General features: G+C 41.5%; 5 protein-coding genes, 2 tRNA genes, 2 rRNA genes and 1 pseudogene. 6 read left to right on the top strand and 4 right to left on the bottom strand.

The features are described 5' to 3' along the window. Positions 1–17: 17 nt before the first annotated feature. The 3 genes from AC4PG5_RS07145 to AC4PG5_RS07135 all read right to left on the bottom strand — a co-directional run bounded on the left by AC4PG5_RS07145 (position 18) and on the right by AC4PG5_RS07135 (position 6,313). Complete coding sequence (locus AC4PG5_RS07145; protein ID WP_492028256.1) at positions 18–1,628, bottom strand: glucoamylase family protein; 1,611 nt, start codon at positions 1,626–1,628, stop codon at positions 18–20. Between the two features lie 110 nt (positions 1,629–1,738). Then, the gene (locus tag AC4PG5_RS07140) at positions 1,739–3,241 is read right to left on the bottom strand and encodes a RagB/SusD family nutrient uptake outer membrane protein (protein WP_492028255.1); all 1,503 of its coding nucleotides are present in this window, start codon (positions 3,239–3,241) and stop codon (positions 1,739–1,741) included. Positions 3,242–3,253: 12 nt separating this feature from the next. Beyond that, on the bottom strand, positions 3,254–6,313 hold the full coding sequence (locus tag AC4PG5_RS07135; protein WP_492028254.1) for a SusC/RagA family TonB-linked outer membrane protein: 3,060 nt from the start codon (positions 6,311–6,313) through the stop codon (positions 3,254–3,256). A 380-nt stretch (positions 6,314–6,693) separates the two neighbouring features. On the opposite strand from AC4PG5_RS07135, the gene AC4PG5_RS07130 reads away from it, so the two are divergent. Then, positions 6,694–9,489 carry a helix-turn-helix and ligand-binding sensor domain-containing protein gene (locus AC4PG5_RS07130; RefSeq protein WP_492028253.1) on the top strand — a complete coding sequence of 932 codons (2,796 nt, stop codon included), beginning with the start codon at positions 6,694–6,696 and terminating at the stop codon, positions 9,487–9,489. Positions 9,490–9,629: 140 nt separating this feature from the next. After that, on the top strand, positions 9,630–10,538 hold the full coding sequence (locus AC4PG5_RS07125; RefSeq protein WP_492028252.1) for a DMT family transporter: 909 nt from the start codon (positions 9,630–9,632) through the stop codon (positions 10,536–10,538). A 25-nt stretch (positions 10,539–10,563) separates the two neighbouring features. On the opposite strand, the pseudogene AC4PG5_RS07120 reads toward AC4PG5_RS07125, so the two are convergent. Beyond that, a pseudogene (locus AC4PG5_RS07120) lies at positions 10,564–10,626 on the bottom strand (hypothetical protein); the annotation flags it as partial. 1,157 nt (positions 10,627–11,783) lie between these two features. On the opposite strand from AC4PG5_RS07120, the gene AC4PG5_RS07115 reads away from it, so the two are divergent. The 4 genes from AC4PG5_RS07115 to AC4PG5_RS07100 all read left to right on the top strand — a co-directional run bounded on the left by AC4PG5_RS07115 (position 11,784) and on the right by AC4PG5_RS07100 (position 16,650). Beyond that, positions 11,784–13,307, top strand: a 16S ribosomal RNA gene (locus AC4PG5_RS07115). Between the two features lie 143 nt (positions 13,308–13,450). After that, a tRNA-Ile gene (locus AC4PG5_RS07110) sits at positions 13,451–13,524 on the top strand. Positions 13,525–13,568: 44 nt separating this feature from the next. After that, positions 13,569–13,642, top strand: a tRNA-Ala gene (locus AC4PG5_RS07105). A 126-nt stretch (positions 13,643–13,768) separates the two neighbouring features. Next, positions 13,769–16,650 (top strand): 23S ribosomal RNA (locus tag AC4PG5_RS07100). Together the 16S and 23S rRNA genes with 2 tRNA genes alongside form the textbook arrangement of a ribosomal RNA operon. The last annotated feature ends 76 nt before the right edge of the window (positions 16,651–16,726 follow it).

Raw genomic sequence — 16,726 nt, 5'->3', positions numbered from 1 at the left:
CTTGTTTCTCTATTTCCTTATTTAATATGAGGCGAGGTAAAACCAAGCTTTCTCAATCCGGAGAGTATCTCTTCATTTCTCATAAAGGTGTTCCACAATAAATTGGAACGGTAGTTTTCCATCATCACGACAATCGGCCCTTGATCGATGGCCAAATAACTCTTGTAGACTTGTTTTTCGGCACTGACTCCTAAATTGATGGAATCGTAGAAGCCGTAAGGACCAAAGAGTTGGCTACCTAGCTCTCTATAGAAGTATTTTAAGACCTGCATACATTCGTTCGGAGCATAAGGGATCGATGAAAGAGCGGCTGTTGGTGAAATAGTGCCGTTATCGTTGTTACCCGGTGCATGTGCCAGATATCCAACTACAGGACAATCGGAAGCGGTTAAGCCCCAGAAGTTTTCTGAGTATCCTTGATGTTTTTTAGGATTCTCGATGCAGTAAGCCCGGTTGATCAAGACATGATTCTTGTTTTGTTCGAAATAGTTGTCACAAAAATCGTCTTTCAGATTTCGAGGATCTAATCCCAAGAAGGAGTAATGGGTGAAGAAAAGCGGACCACCTTTCTCGGAATCGTTACCTAAAGGTAAAGTGATGCCGTAGTAGCTTCTTCCATTTTTGATTCCACTGTTGTTGCAATATCCATTGGTGTAAGTTTCTTTATCGATGGGATAAGTGGGGGATGAGGCTGCCAAAACGTAAACAATAAGTCCTTCATTCCAACCGCTGATGCCCATATTCATCTCGAAACCGTACTCTTTCGACCAATGCCAGAAGAGTTTCTTTTGTCCTTGGGTATAATAATTCCATTCTACTCCTCTCCAGATCTGATCGATATCGGCTGCTAGTTTCTTTTCAGCATCCGATGAACTTGGCGTATTGAAATAAGCTTTAGCCGTTAAAAGGCCCTGCATGAGGAAAGCGGTTTCTACCAAGTCACCACCATTATCTTTGGGGCTAAAAGGCTTCACTTTGCCTGTACTTCCATAGTACCAATGGGCATAAGCCCCGTGAAAGCGATCGGCTGTGGTTAGGAAGTCGGTCATCGTTCGGATATACTCATAGGCTTGTTGGCGGGTAATGTATTGGCGTTCGGCTCCGGCAATGAGAGCCATGATACCAAATCCTGTACCTCCGGTAGTGACCACATCAAGATCGGCGGGAATATTGCTTCTCTCTCTAGCGAGTTTACAAGTCGGATGCGCAAAGTCGTAGAAGTATTTTAAGGTGGTAGATTGAACTTTATCTAAAAGTTGGTCATCGGTCATCAACATTAGCTTGACGGTTTGTTGATCTCTTTTGGCTTCGTAGCTGTGCGGGTATCCTCCTTGTCCGGTGATTCGGTAAGTAATTAAGTCGTTGTCTTGAACTTTCTCGATTTGGTCGGTATAAGGGGTGGTCTTGATTCCTGATGCTATTTTTTCAAATTCGCCATTATTGATGGAGCGCCAAAGATCTAAAGAGGCAGTGTTCGATGAACTCCAGTTTAGGGTAACGGTCGTGCCTGAAGCATTAAGGGTGAATGATGGAATTTCTTCAACAACTGGTGCGTCACTGGCGTTCTTATCGCAGCTGAATGAAAAAAGACTCAAAATGCAAACTAATATGTAATTCATTATTTTCATGGGTGTGTGGTGTTAATGGTTTTACTACTATTTATCGAGCAAAGATGGAAAAAAAAATATCATATGACTCGATAAATAATAGTAAATTAATTTCTCACGCGACTCTGTGATTAATTATAACCAGGGTTTTGAGTCAAAGCGCCTTCGCTCTTGTCGATTTCCGACTGTGGAATAGGGAACAACTCGTGCTTGCCGACAACAAAGCCCGGAATGACATCCTTGGCAATACCCCAACGTACAAGATCGTAAAAGCGTTCAAACTCCATGGCTAACTCGAACTTGCGCTCTTTGCGTATCGCCTGACGAAGTTCGTTCTGAACGCGTGTGGTGACTTTTGGAAGAAGGGAGCTATTACCATTGCGTGCGCGATTTCTAACCATCTCTAGTTTTGCTAAAGCTTCAGTGATATTGGCTTCGTCGCCAAGTTCGCAACAAGCTTCAGCATAGATTAATAGGATGTCGGAGTATCGGATGAGACGAATATTCTTCCAGTTACCGTAGTCATATTTTGAGCGACCGTATTTAGCAACTTCTTCTTTCTTAACGTATGCTTTCTTGTTAAAGAACGGGTGACTGCTTGGATCGGCATTCATCACTTCTCCTTCGAGAGTTTCGCCATTGGCGATCACCGTGGTGGATTTACGTGGATCATGCTCGGCATCGAAATCATTCACTAACGACTGACTAGGGCCATTAAATCCCCAACCTAAGTCGGGTGTACCGCGGAAACCTTGCATCTGTGAGAACATCGATCCCATATAGATTTTAAGAGACGGTTTTTGTTCGCAGTTGACTTCCAAAATAGATTCCGGACCGAACTCTGATTCTTCATCAAAGATTTTATCATAAGGAGTCGACAGATCGTTATCTCCCGAACTGATGATCATTTGAGCATAATCTTTTGCTTTTTGCCAGTTTTTCTCATAAAGATAGGTCTTAGCAATGATAGCTAATGCAGCATTTTTAGTGGCGCGACCTCCATTACCTGAAGCGACAAGTGCAGCTCTTGTGGGTAAGAATGGGATGGCAGCTTCAAGATCTTGGATGTAGCGCGACCGGACCTCGTTAATATTCATACGAGTGGGTAAGGCTTCACCTTCCGCAAGGATGTGATCCAAATAAGGAACATCGCCAAAGGCTTGGGTCAGGCGATAGTACATCAATGCTCTGATGAACAGCACTTCTGCCTTGTATTGTGCTTTTTTAGGATGATCGTCCGGCAATTGACCGATAAAGAGCATCGCTTCGTGAGCGGTGTAAATGGTTGAGTAGCAAATGCCATAGAAGCCGTTGAGTAAACCATTCGACGGGTTATAAGTCATTTGTTCAAAAGCGATAACATCGCCACCTCCATCGGAAGGGTTACTCCCTTTGGCACCTTCTGGTGTGGTATAGTTGTGCATTGCAAATACAGGCCATAGGTTGTTCCAATCTTTAGAAGCACCGTAGGCTTGTTGTATTTTACCTTCAGCTAAAATTGCTTGGTCTAAGTTGCTTTCCGGCATGTTTTGTTCGTGCCAGCGTCCCTTTGGATAGCGATCTAGGAAACTGTCTGAACAGGATGAGAAAGCTAATCCTATTAAAAGTGTTGAGGATAATATTATTTTTTTCATGTGTTTTACAAATTAAAAGTTAAACGATACGCCTGCTGTGTAAGTTGCCGGAATTGGATAGGTTCCGCCGTTGTCAATGCCGCCGTCTAGGATGCCACCACCAACTTCCGGAGTAAATCCGGTATTCTTCTTGAAGGTGTATAAGTTTTGTGCGTTGACGTAAACACGTATGTTCGATACATTCCATTTTAACAGAAGACTTTTAGGCAAAGTATAACCGAGTTGTAGACCTCGAACTCTAAAATAAGACCCGTCTTCGATTAAGTTGGTTGATGATAAGAAATTATTCGATCTTGAATAGTTTAAGATAGGCTCTTTGGTTGAAGTTCCTTCTCCGTGCCATCTGTTCATCTGACTTTCATAGAAATTGAACTGAGTGAACGATGGGAGTTTTTTCGTATTCATGATCTTATTGCCGGCCACGCCGTTAAAGTCGACTGAGAAGTCGAACCCTTTATAAGCCATGTTTAAGTTCAAACCGTAAGTGAATGTAGGGATCGGCGAACCGATAAACTGACGATCTTTGTCATTGATTTTTTTGTCACCATTAAGGTCGGCATATCGAATATCCCCTGGTTTAGAACTCCATGAAGTTGCATAGGTGTTTTGGTAATCATTAACCTCTTGTTCGTTTTGGAAGATACCGTCTTGTACATAGCCATAGAATGAACCGACAGGATGTCCAACTGATGTTCTGTGATAATCTCCGGTAATGATATCAGCGTCTTTGTTTCCTAACGATAGAACTTCGTTCTTTAAAGTTGCTCCATTTACACTGATGCCATAGCTAAAATCGTTGATGCGATCGTTCCAGCCTAACATGAACTCGAAACCGCTATTTTTGATGGAACCTGCATTGGTAATGGCGTATCCGTTACCGACAGTAACTGATGGAGCTACTTTGGCCAATAAATCGTTAGTGGTTTTGGTGTAATAACCTAAATCTGCACTGAGGCGGTTGCCAAAGAATTTTCCTTCAATTCCAAGATCGATTCCGGTCATGATCTCCCAATGAATGTTTTTGTCTACTTCATATTCTGCAATAGGAATGTAGTAGGTCTTTCCATCAACGGTAACTTGTCGACCTCTCGGATTAATGGTTGGTAACCAAAGGTAGTTTCCGATCTTATCGTTACCTAGACGACCCCAGCTCGCTTTTAATTTTAAAAAGTCGATTTTATCTTTTAGACTGCTCATAAAGGCTTCTTCCGAGATGACCCATCCTAGACCAACAGAAGGGAAATATCCCCAACGGTGTTTGGGCGAAAACTTAGAAGAACCATCGGCACGGAATGTCGCAGTCAGCAAATAACGGTCTTGATAAGCGTAGTTCACGCGAGCTAAATATGAAATAAAAGATTCCTCACCAAAGAAATCATTGTTTTTTTTGTTGCCTTCTGCACCTTGGTTAAGCATCCAGAACTCTTTTGGGACAATATTCATGTCTTTTCCACCGATTGTATCGGCTGAAGCGTCAAACCCTTTTTCTCTTTTTAAGTAAGCCGTGTAACCCACTGTTGCATTGATGCGATGCCCTTTAATCTGCTTCTTGTAGTCTAAAAGGAAGTCTGCTTGATATTTCTCATATTCAGCGGTAGCGCGACTCAAAGAATTAACTTCTCGTTTTTGTGAAGAGATTGAAGTTGAGTTGTTGACATTGTATTTTGGCGAAAAACGGCTATTCATATTGATGCCTAGATCGGTATAACCTACAGCCTTAAATTGGAAATCTTTCCAAAAATTAAATTCGAGATAGGCATTGCCAACGCCTCTATATCCGTAGCTTTCGTCTACTCCTTTATTAAGTTCCATAGTGGCTACCGGATTACCTAAGTCTTTTTGAATGTTAGGTGATGGAGTATATTTGCTTCCGGGGTTCTCTGGATCGATATCACTTTCCGGAGCATAAGGAGAGTAGTTTGGAATAGCTCTGACAGCTTCCCAAACGTTAGCCGATTGTCCCGATTTACTCCAACGGCTTAAGTTGAAGTTAGAACCGATTTTAATGGATTTGTTGACCTTGTAGTCTACCGCATAACGAAGGTTGTAGCGATTGTAATTATCGTATTTTACCACACCGTCTTGATAAAAATAGCCTAATGAGAAAACACTAGATACTTTTTCCGATGCACTTGATAAAGACAGGGAGTGACTAGTGATTGCGGCTGGACGTAAAATGTGAGATAACCAGTCGGTTCCTTTTCCTTGAAGTTCGCCGTGCCAAGCTTGATAAGGATGTTCAGTCGTTGCTTGGTTTTTAAGAAGTTCGTTGTAAAGTTCGCTAAATTGATCGGCATTGGTTAGTTTTACTCGATCGTTTTGCCCAACATATTGAACGCCACCATAGCCATCGTAAGAAACGGATAGGCGACCTTCCTTAGCTCTCTTCGTGGTGATAATGATGACACCATTCGCTCCTTGTACACCAAAGATGGATAAAGATGACGGGTCTTTCAAGACTTCTATTGAGGTAATATCGTTAGAACTTAAGAAGTCGATGTTGTCGGTCAACATACCGTCGACAACAAACAATGGATTTGTACCCGATTGGATGGTACCTACACCACGTAAACGGATCGTTGGACTACCACCTGCCGAACCGGTATTGGTGATCATTAAGCTAGGAATCTTTCCTTGTAAAGCTTTTACCGGGCTATAGTCCGGTGATAACTTAAGATCTTCACCTTTTACTGAAACAATCGAACCGGTGAGGTCGCGCTTGCGTGCTGTACCGTATCCCACAACAACGACGTCTTCGAGTCTCATGACGTCTGATTCTAAGGTCAAGTTGAAGGTTCCGGATTGTTCGACGGTTACAGTTTTGCTTTTCATCCCAATGGATGAGAAGGTCAATATGCTTCCTTTTTTAAGATTAGATAAGGAATAATGTCCTGTAATGTCTGTTACAGTTCCACCCGTTGTGCCTTTCACTAGAATAGTTACACCAATTAATCCCTCTCCGGATTCTTTGTCGGTTACCGTACCTTTTACTGATAACCCACTATTTTGTGCAGAAACACAAATAAAGCCAAAGAGCAATAGTAGTGTGGTAATAAATGTAATTTTTTTCATAATAAAATTTTTAAGTAAACATAAAAAACACTGCTTGATCAATCTGAAAACTCGGTTGATCTCGAGCGATTATGATCACAAAAATATTTAGGTTTAAGTGGCTTGCCAAGACTTGGAGATAGACAAAAGTATATCATCCGTTTATTGTTTTTTATAGAGCACATCATTTATATATCAATGGTGTTTAATTATTTGATTATTAATAATATAGATATATTATTTTTTCTGCTTTTTTTCTAATAATCCCGCCTCAGTAAAGCTAGGATGTGGATATGAAATAGATAAAGATAAGTATAATAGTTGGCGATTCTTATTTTATTATTTAATATTGTATTCGAATCAATTTTAAAGCGATTCATTTATTAATCAAGGTTTCCTCTATGAAGAAAAACACATTGTTTCTTTTTTTCTTATTCTTCTCTTTCTATGTACATGCCAATGATTTTTTTTGGTATAACATTTCTAATTATGGTGTTCGTGAGTATTCTGGCGATATTCAGAATTGGGGAGGTTGTATTGATCAAGAAAATGATTTGATCTATATTGCCAACAATTCCGGGCTATTAAGTTTCGATGGAAATAACTGGATGTTGAATGCTTTGCCACAGCAGCAGAATCTTAGAGCAGTTCATAAAGTAGGGAATAGAATCTATACGGCTGGCGATAATTGCATAGGGTATTGGATAAAAAATGAAGATGGGACTTTATCTTATACGTCTTTAGAGGCACTAATTGATCATTCAATGATATCGGAAGATAGTTATTGGAGCATAGCTGATGATGGTCGGTTTGTCTATTTCCAGAGTTTCTCTCAAATTCTTCAATATGATGGTTCTTCTTTTAAACAAATCTCTAAAGATTGCCATATGCTGCTTCAACAATGTGGTAAGGATGTTTTTGTACATCGATTATTCGGCGGAATTTTTCAACTAAAGAATGGAGCTTTTCAGGAGTTTGTGCCGGCGATTTACCTAAAAGATCAAGAGATGAAGTTTTTCTTGAAAATAGGAAAAGATCGATATCTGTTTGGTACGAATGTTGGACGAATCTATCTTAAAGAGTCTAAAGACCAAGTACCTAAAGAGTGGATTTATGATTCGACTTTATTGAAACCTTATGTGATGGATTGTGGTGCGTTAATTTCAAACGATCGTTTGGCTATAGGAACATTGGGAGGTGGAATATTTATTTATGATTTGAATGGAACGTTACTTGAGAAAATAGATAGATATGACCAATTGAAAAATAACACGGTGCACCGACTGCTCTATTATCGTAATAATTTATGGGCAACGTTGGATAACGGCATCTCGAATATACAAGTTAATCCGTTAATGAGACTCTGGAAATCGAGTAATGACATCGGTAACTTTCATACAGCATGCTTTTATAAAGGGCACTATTATATTGGAACGAACGAGGGACTTTTTGTTAATGAAGGATTTAATCAAGTCTTATCTAAAATTGGAAATTTAGGAGAAGTGATGTCTTTTAAAGCGGTTAAGGGCGACTTGTTATGTGGTACGAATAGGGGATGTTATCGATTGAATAAAGGAAATTGGGAATGGATTGCTCCTATTAAGGGTATTTATCACTTTGAGTATGTGGCTGACAATGGGAAAGAATATTTAGTAGCTTGTACTTATCTTTATATCACGTTCTTTGAATATATCAATGGGCAATGGCGATTGCACAGTCAAGTGGCTAATTTAACAAATACCTTTGAACAAATCATGTCCGAGAGCATTCGCTTATTGTGGGCTATTCATCCTCAAAAAGGAATCTTTAAGGTTCGTGTTGATGAAAAGCTTGAGAAAGCTGATGAGATTGTCCAATACAAAGATCGTCCGGGATTGACAGACTACCGTCGGATTAGTATTCAACGTATTGATGGAATTACTTATTTCTTTTCTCCGGAAGGGGTGTATAACTACTCTCCGGATACGGATCAATTTGTGTTGAATAACAAGTTGACTCGCGATTTGAGTGCAGCTAAAGGGTTTAATTGGGTGGCTCATGCTAAAGATAATGAATATTGGGTGTGCAGAGGACATGAACTATTCCTTTATCGAATAACTTTAAATGGTGCTGTAGAGATCGGACGAGAATCGTTTTCTAATTATAATCTGACTCAGTTAAAAAATAAAGTGTATGTCAGTCATTTAAAGGATGATCTCTATCTGTTTTCATCAGTAGACGGCGTTGTGTCTGTGAATGCAGCTCTTATCAAGAAAGCAAAACATTACTCTGATAAGCCTATTCGCTTGTCGATGGTTTCATATTATATGAATGGTAAGTGGGAACATGCGTCGTTAGATGAGGAAAATCAAATAGATATCCCTTATAATGCTACAAATGTTCGGTTTATGGTAGCTCAGCCCATTTCTACAAGTTCTAATTTGTTGAAATTTAAGTTGGAAAATGGTGATGAAAATGCCTGGAGTGATTGGGTCAAAAATGGAACGATTGAGTTTAGTAAACTTTTAGCAGGTGAGCATCATCTTGTGATTCAAGATTTTTGGGGAAATAAAAAGACCTTGAAGATTAATGTGTTCTTACCTTTCTATTTATCGAGAATAGCGCTTGTTTTATATATTCTTTTATTGTTGTTCGTTGTGTTTATGCTGACCAGAAAGCGTTACCAAAGGAAAAAAGAGAAAATGATGAGACAATATCAGTTGGAACAGCATTTGAAAGATGAACAAATCGTCAAATTGACTAACGAGAAGCTTAAGGAAACCATAAATGCTCAAAAAAATGAGATTAATAATAAGTTGCGTGCAATTTCTCAAAAACAGGAATTGCTACTTGCCATTTCTGATGAACTAGATCGACAAAAAGAGTTTTTAGGGGATCGCTATCCTCGAAATCTATACGATAAACTTAAGAAGATTGTTTCAAGAGGGATGAGTTTAGATAAAGATTTTATCTTGTTTCAGAATTATTATCAAGAGGTTAATCGAGATTTCTTGGTCTTCTTAAAATCTATACATCCGGAATTGTCTTCACAAGATCTTAAATTCTGTTGTCTGATCCGTTCTAACTTATCGACCAAAGATATTGCTGCGGTTTTGAACATTACTCAGAAAAGTGTTGAACTTAAACGATATCGTTTAAAGCGTAAGTTGGATCTTGAGGGATCATTGTCCGATTATTTATTGGGGGTCATGCCTTAATTGACGCTTTCTGATTGCTCCCTTTTTTCTTTTGAGGTATTGCTTAAATAAAGATAGAAAAAGCTTGTTGGAATAGAAAGTATTACTACTTTTGTGTGCCGTTTTGATAAGGCTATTTGTTGTCTTAATTTAATCATACTATGGAAAAAAATAAGCAGTCTGTGGTTTATGCCGGAGTGGCTGTGTTGAGTTGGTCTACAGTGGCTACAGCGTTTAAAATTGCGTTAAAGCATCTGACTCATTTTGAGATGATTCTAATAGCTAGTTGCACGGCTTTACTGATCTTTACTTGTCTCCTGACTTGTCAACGAAAATGGCATTTAGTACGGGAGTTGTCTCCTAAACTGTGGCTATATTTTGCAGTCATTGGGCTTATTAATCCTGTTTCTTATTATTTGGTTTTATTTAAAGCTTATAATCTTCTTCCTGCTCAAGTGGCTCAACCTATTAGCTATGCTTGGCCAATCGTACTTTTACTCCTTCTAGCGATCTTTGGGCATCAACCCATTCCTCCTAAAAAATATTTTGGTATGTTTTTGTCTTTAGTTGGTGTGGCGTTTATTAGTATGGGAGGAAGTTTTAATGGCAAAGTGATCGGTGTTGAAGGGTTACTATTAGCCGGATTGAGTGCTTTTCTTTGGGCTAGTTATTGGCTGATTAGTAATCGGAATGAAAGTATTGATTCAAGCGTGAGTCTGTTTATGAGTTTTTTGTTTGGCGCTTCTTATTTATTGATTGGAGCATTGTTTGTTGGCGTTCATATTGGTTCATCTACTGCACTGGTTTCTGGGATATACATCGGATGTTTCGAGATTGGAATTCCTTTTATCTTCTTTGGACTAGCAATGCGAACAACGACTAATCCGGCTTTAATTAATCAAATGTGTTATTTTGCTCCCTTCTTATCCCTTTTCTTTATTTCTATTGTTTTAGGAGAAGAAATTGTATTCACCACATATATTGGTTTGGGTTTAATTGTTTTTGGTATTATTTATAATCAGTATTTTGTGAAGACGCCTTTGCATCGGAAAAAACTAAAATTACGATAGCTCTTCGGTTGGAGACGATTTGGCATCAGCTGACGTGTTCAAGAAATTCTTCCTTATCAATGGTTCCTTTCGCAACCACGCGAGGATAAAGCGGTTGTTCCTCGCCGGTTTGTTTAACATCTCCCGAAGGGTAAAGGTCAAATAAACACTCATTTCTTTTCTTGTTTTTATAGTTCGATTAAATGGTTGGTTCACTAAAGCTAGTGTATTCCGTCGCAAGGGGTAAGTCGTTGGGATGCGATGGCTTATTAGTTTGCCTATAGGTGTTCTTTTGTTCGCCTATAGGCAAACTTTTGTCCGCCTATGGTGTTTCTTTCGTTCGCCTATAGGCAAACGATTAAACATTTCCTAACAAAATTACTAAAGACTGCGAATAAAAGCAATAGATGAAGCTTGAAAATTTCACAAAAGCCTAGCTTTTTGGTATGCAAAACATGAGATATTAATTCGAAGGTTGGGTTGGCTCCGAGTGGGGTCGTTAAGTTTGTGCTTATTTTGTATCTTTATGGTTTAACCGATGCCTTAATCATGAATAGAAATCACATTAAAGAATCTGGATTTCGAATTAAAACTTATTCTAAGAAAGAATTAGTTTGCCTTTATTTGTCCTAGACAATGCCCAGATGTGCTATGCGGACGTCTTATTGATGCTTCTGCATATACTACTTGTTCGCGCTCTCGCGCATGCGTGTGAATATTATATGGTGTGTCTTTTCCACCGACTTGGTTCACTCCCTTGAAATTATGCTTTATAACACATCTGTTATCCAGTTGATTACGTTTTTTTATTCAAAAAACTTTCAAAAAACCTTTCTAAGTATTTGCGTATTGGTGTTTAATGCTCTACTTTTGCATTCGCTTTGCAAGAGAGACAAAGCCTTTTGATTGAAATGTTGCTTTGGTTTGATCGCTAATGGTTGCGAGGATATTCTTTTTTAAGATCTCTTTATGTTGATCTTAAATTAGCTGAAAGATTAATTCTAAAAAAAAACTTTCCAAAACGTTTGGTGTTTTGCTTAAAGAGTTTTACCTTTGCACCCGCTTTTGAATCGAAGATTTGATCAGAAGCCACGTTCTTTGAAATATTGATAAACAATACAAGTAGTACAAGTAAAAAAACAAGAACCGTCAATACTTATTATTAGGTATTATTAGATCGTCAATAAATTTTTACGGTATCCTGAACAGAGCTAACAAGGTATTGGCTTTTATTTATATAAGAGTTAATATTCAAACAATATTATTACAATGAAGAGTTTGATCCTGGCTCAGGATGAACGCTAGCTACAGGCTTAACACATGCAAGTCGAGGGGCATCAGGGATTAGCAATAATCCGCTGGCGACCGGCGCACGGGTGAGTAACACGTATTCAACCTTCCGATAACTCGGGGATAGCCTTTCGAAAGAAAGATTAATACTCGATAGTATATTTTCTTCGCATGTTGAAAATATTAAAGAATTTCGGTTATCGATGGGAATGCGTTCCATTAGGCAGTTGGCGGGGTAACGGCCCACCAAACCTACGATGGATAGGGGTTCTGAGAGGAAGGTCCCCCACATTGGAACTGAGACACGGTCCAAACTCCTACGGGAGGCAGCAGTGAGGAATATTGGTCAATGGACGGAAGTCTGAACCAGCCAAGTAGCGTGAAGGATGACTGCCCTATGGGTTGTAAACTTCTTTTATATGGGAATAAAGTGCGCCACGTGTGGTGTTTTGTATGTACCATTATGAATAAGCATCGGCTAACTCCGTGCCAGCAGCCGCGGTAATACGGAGGATGCGAGCGTTATCCGGATTTATTGGGTTTAAAGGGAGCGTAGGTGGGCTGGTAAGTCAGCTGTGAAAGTTTGCGGCTCAACCGTAAAATTGCAGTTGATACTGTCAGTCTTGAGTACAGTAGAGGTTAGCGGAATTCGTGGTGTAGCGGTGAAATGCTTAGATATCACGAAGAACTCCAATTGCGAAGGCAGCTGACTAGACTGTTACTGACACTGATGCTCGAAAGTGTGGGTATCAAACAGGATTAGATACCCTGGTAGTCCACACAGTAAACGATGAATACTCGCTGTTTGCGATATACAGTAAGCGGCCAAGCGAAAGCGTTAAGTATTCCACCTGGGGAGTACGCCGGCAACGGTGAAACTCAAAGGAATTGACGGGGGCCCGCACAAGCGGAGGAACATGTGGTTTAATTCGATGATACGCGAGGAACCTTACCCGGGCTTAAATTGCAAATGAATATAGTTGAAAGATTATAGCCGCAAGGCATTTGTGAAGGTGCTGCATGGTTGTCGTCAGCTCGTGCCGTGAGGTGTCGGCTTAAGTGCCATAACGAGCGCAACCCTTATCTTTAGTTACTAACAGGTCATGCTGAGGACTCTAGAGAGACTGCCGTCGTAAGATGTGAGGAAGGTGGGGATGACGTCAAATCAGCACGGCCCTTACGTCCGGGGCTACACACGTGTTACAATGGGAGGTACAACAGGCAGCTACACGGCGACGTGATGCTAATCCCCAAAACCTCTCTCAGTTCGGATTGGAGTCTGCAACCCGACTCCATGAAGCTGGATTCGCTAGTAATCGCGCATCAGCCACGGCGCGGTGAATACGTTCCCGGGCCTTGTACACACCGCCCGTCAAGCCATGAAAGCCGGGGGTACCTGAAGTACGTAACCGTAAGGAGCGTCCTAGGGTAAAACTGGTAATTGGGGCTAAGTCGTAACAAGGTAGCCGTACCGGAAGGTGCGGCTGGAACACCTCCTTTCTGGAGCGATACCGTTCAAATGACGATTAATGGTTCTTGGTTTTTGTACTACTGGTACTTGTTTATTTAAGATATAGATCTTTAATAAGGATAAACAAGAGATAAAAAGAAGCCGGGCCTATTTTAGGCACGAGTGTACTGACAGTCCTATAGCTCAGTTGGTTAGAGCGCTACACTGATAATGTAGAGGTCGGCAGTTCAACTCTGCCTGGGACTACCGATGTACGAGATTTGGATGACCATCTCTTTTTTTGTTACTTCGGGGGATTAGCTCAGCTGGCTAGAGCACCTGCCTTGCACGCAGGGGGTCAACGGTTCGAATCCGTTATTCTCCACCTTTTCTTTGAGACATAAGAAAAACGATCTTTGACATGTTGTACAAAAAGTAAAAATTTAGTAAGAGCTAAAAGTATATATCAAACTTTACGCATGTTACTTTTATAGTAACAGTGAACGTTTGTAAGAAAGTAAATAAGGGCGCATGGCGGATGCCTTGGCTCTCGGAGGCGATGAAGGACGTGATAAGCTGCGATAAGCTGCGGGTAGGTGCAAATAACCTTTGATCCGCGGATTTCCGAATGGGACAACCTGATATTTTGAAGAAATATCATCCTGATTATGTCAGGAGGCTAACGCAGGGAACTGAAACATCTTAGTACCTGTAGGAAAAGAAAATAATAATGATTCCCCTAGTAGTGGCGAGCGAACGGGGAACAGCCCAAACCATCCATGTTACGGCATGTGATGGGGTTGTAGGACCACGTTGTGGAATCTGTTTAAATGAGAAGAATGATCTGGAAAGTTCAACCATAGCGCATGATAGTTGCGTATTCGAAGTTTAAAAGATCCTAGTGGTATCCTGAGTAGGGCGGGACACGTGAAATCCTGTCTGAATCTGCCGGGACCATCCGGTAAGGCTAAATACTCCCGAGAGACCGATAGCGAACCAGTACTGTGAAGGAAAGGTGAAAAGCACTTCGAATAGAAGAGTGAAATAGTCCCTGAAACCGTGCGCCTACAAGCGGTCGGAGCAGCTTTATGCTGTGACGGCGTGCCTTTTGCATAATGAACCTACGAGTTACTTTTACCGGCCAGGTTAAGGATCTTGAGATCTGCAGCCGAAGCGAAAGCGAGTCTGAATAGGGCGTATAGTCGGTAGGAGTAGACGCGAAACCAAGTGATCTACCCTTGACCAGGTTGAAGGCTAGGTAACACTAGCTGGAGGACCGAACCAATAAGCGTTGAAAAGCTTCTGGATGAGTTGAGGGTGGGGGTGAAAGGCTAATCAAACTTGGAGATAGCTCGTACTCCCCGAAATGCATTTAGGTGCAGCCTCGTGAGTTACTAATGTGAGGTAGAGCGACTGATAAGATGCGAGGGCTTCGCCGCCTATCAAGTCTTGATAAACTCCGAATGCGCATTAGTTTAATCACGGGAGTGAGGGCATGGGTGCTAAGGTCCATGTCCTAAAGGAGAAGAATCCGGACCACCAGCTAAGGTCCCCAAATATACACTAAGTTGAACTAACGAAGTCAGATTGCTAAGACAGCTAGGATGTTGGCTTGGAAGCAGCCATTCATTTAAAGAGTGCGTAACAGCTCACTAGTCGAGGAGTTTGGCGTGGATAATAATCGGGCATTAAGTGTATTACCGAAGCTGTGGGATATGTAAATATCGGTAGGGGAGCATTCCACTACGCGTTGAAGGCCAAGCGTAAGCTTGTCTGGAGCTTGTGGAAAAGCAAATGTAGGTATAAGTAACGATAAAGGGGGTGAGAAACCCCCTCGCCGAAAGACTAAGGTTTCCTGATCAACGCTAATCGGATCAGGGTTAGTCGGGTCCTAAGGCTCAGCCGACAGGTGATGCCGATGGCAGAACAGGTTAATATTCCTGTACTACCTTTAAGAGTGACGTGGGGACGGAGGAGTGACAATGCCGCGAACAGACGGATGTTCGTTAAAGGGTGTAGATGTTGATCGATACAGGCAAATCCGTATCGAGAGTCGAACCTGATAGTATGGAGCGTTCTTCGGAACAATTCAATAGCGCATGTAACCATACTCCCAAGAAAATCCGCTAAACATAATCTTTGAGGTACCCGTACCGTAAACGGACACACGTAGTTGGGTTGAATATACTCAGGCGCTTGAGTGAATCACGGTTAAGGAACTAGGCAAATTGACCCTGTAACTTCGGGATAAAGGGTCCCACAGCGATGTGGGCGCAGAGAATAGGTCCAGGCAACTGTTTAACAAAAACACAGGGCTGTGCAAAATCGAAAGATGAAGTATACAGCCTGACACCTGCCCGGTGCTGGAAGGTTAAGAGGAGATGTCATCGCAAGAGAAGCATTGAATTGAAGCCCCAGTAAACGGCGGCCGTAACTATAACGGTCCTAAGGTAGCGAAATTCCTTGTCGGGTAAGTTCCGACCTGCACGAATGGTGTAATGATCTGGACACTGTCTCAACCGTGAGCTCAGTGAAATTGTAGTATCGGTGAAGATGCCGATTACCCGCGATGGGACGAAAAGACCCCGTGAACCTTTACTATAGCTTAACATTGAATTTGGGCCATTGATGTGTAGGATAGGTCGGAGACTTTGAAGCAGGTACGCTAGTATTTGTGGAGTCGCTGTTGAAATACGACCCTTTGATTGTTTGAGTTCTAACTCGCTTTTGCGAGGACATTGTTTGGTGGGTAGTTTGACTGGGGTGGTCGCCTCCAAAAGTGTAACGGAGGCTTCTAAAGGTACCCTCAGGACGATTGGTAACCGTCCGTAGAGTGTAATGGCATAAGGGTGCTTGACTGGGAGACAGACAAGTCGATCAGGTAGGAAACTAGAGCATAGTGATCCGGTGTTTCCGCATGGAAGGGACATCGCTCAAAGGATAAAAGGTACTCCGGGGATAACAGGCTGATCCCTCCCAAGAGCTCATATCGACGGAGGGGTTTGGCACCTCGATGTCGGCTCGTCACATCCTGGGGCTGGAGAAGGTCCCAAGGGTTGGGCTGTTCGCCCATTAAAGTGGCACGCGAGCTGGGTTCAGAACGTCGTGAGACAGTTCGGTCTCTATCTATCGTGGGCGTATGAAATTTGCGTGGCTCTGACACTAGTACGAGAGGACCGTGTTGGACTGACCTCTGGTTTACCAGTTGTGCCGCCAGGTGCATCGCTGGGTATCTAAGTCGGGATCGGATAAGTGCTGAAAGCATCTAAGTACGAAGCCGGCCACAAGATTAGATTTCTTAGGGTCGTTATAGACGATGACGTTGATAGGACGCAGGTGTAAAGGTGGCAACATCAAAGCCGAGCGTTACTAATTGCCCGTGCACTTTCTTACAAACGCGCGTTGTTTGTTATATCCATTTAGCTATCCTTTTTAGGAGTCTAAATTTTTACTGTACACATGTCATAAC

The sequence above is a fragment of the Bacteroides sp. QWL-09 genome, assembly GCF_058683585.1.
This window is presented reverse-complemented; position numbering and strand designations above follow the sequence as displayed.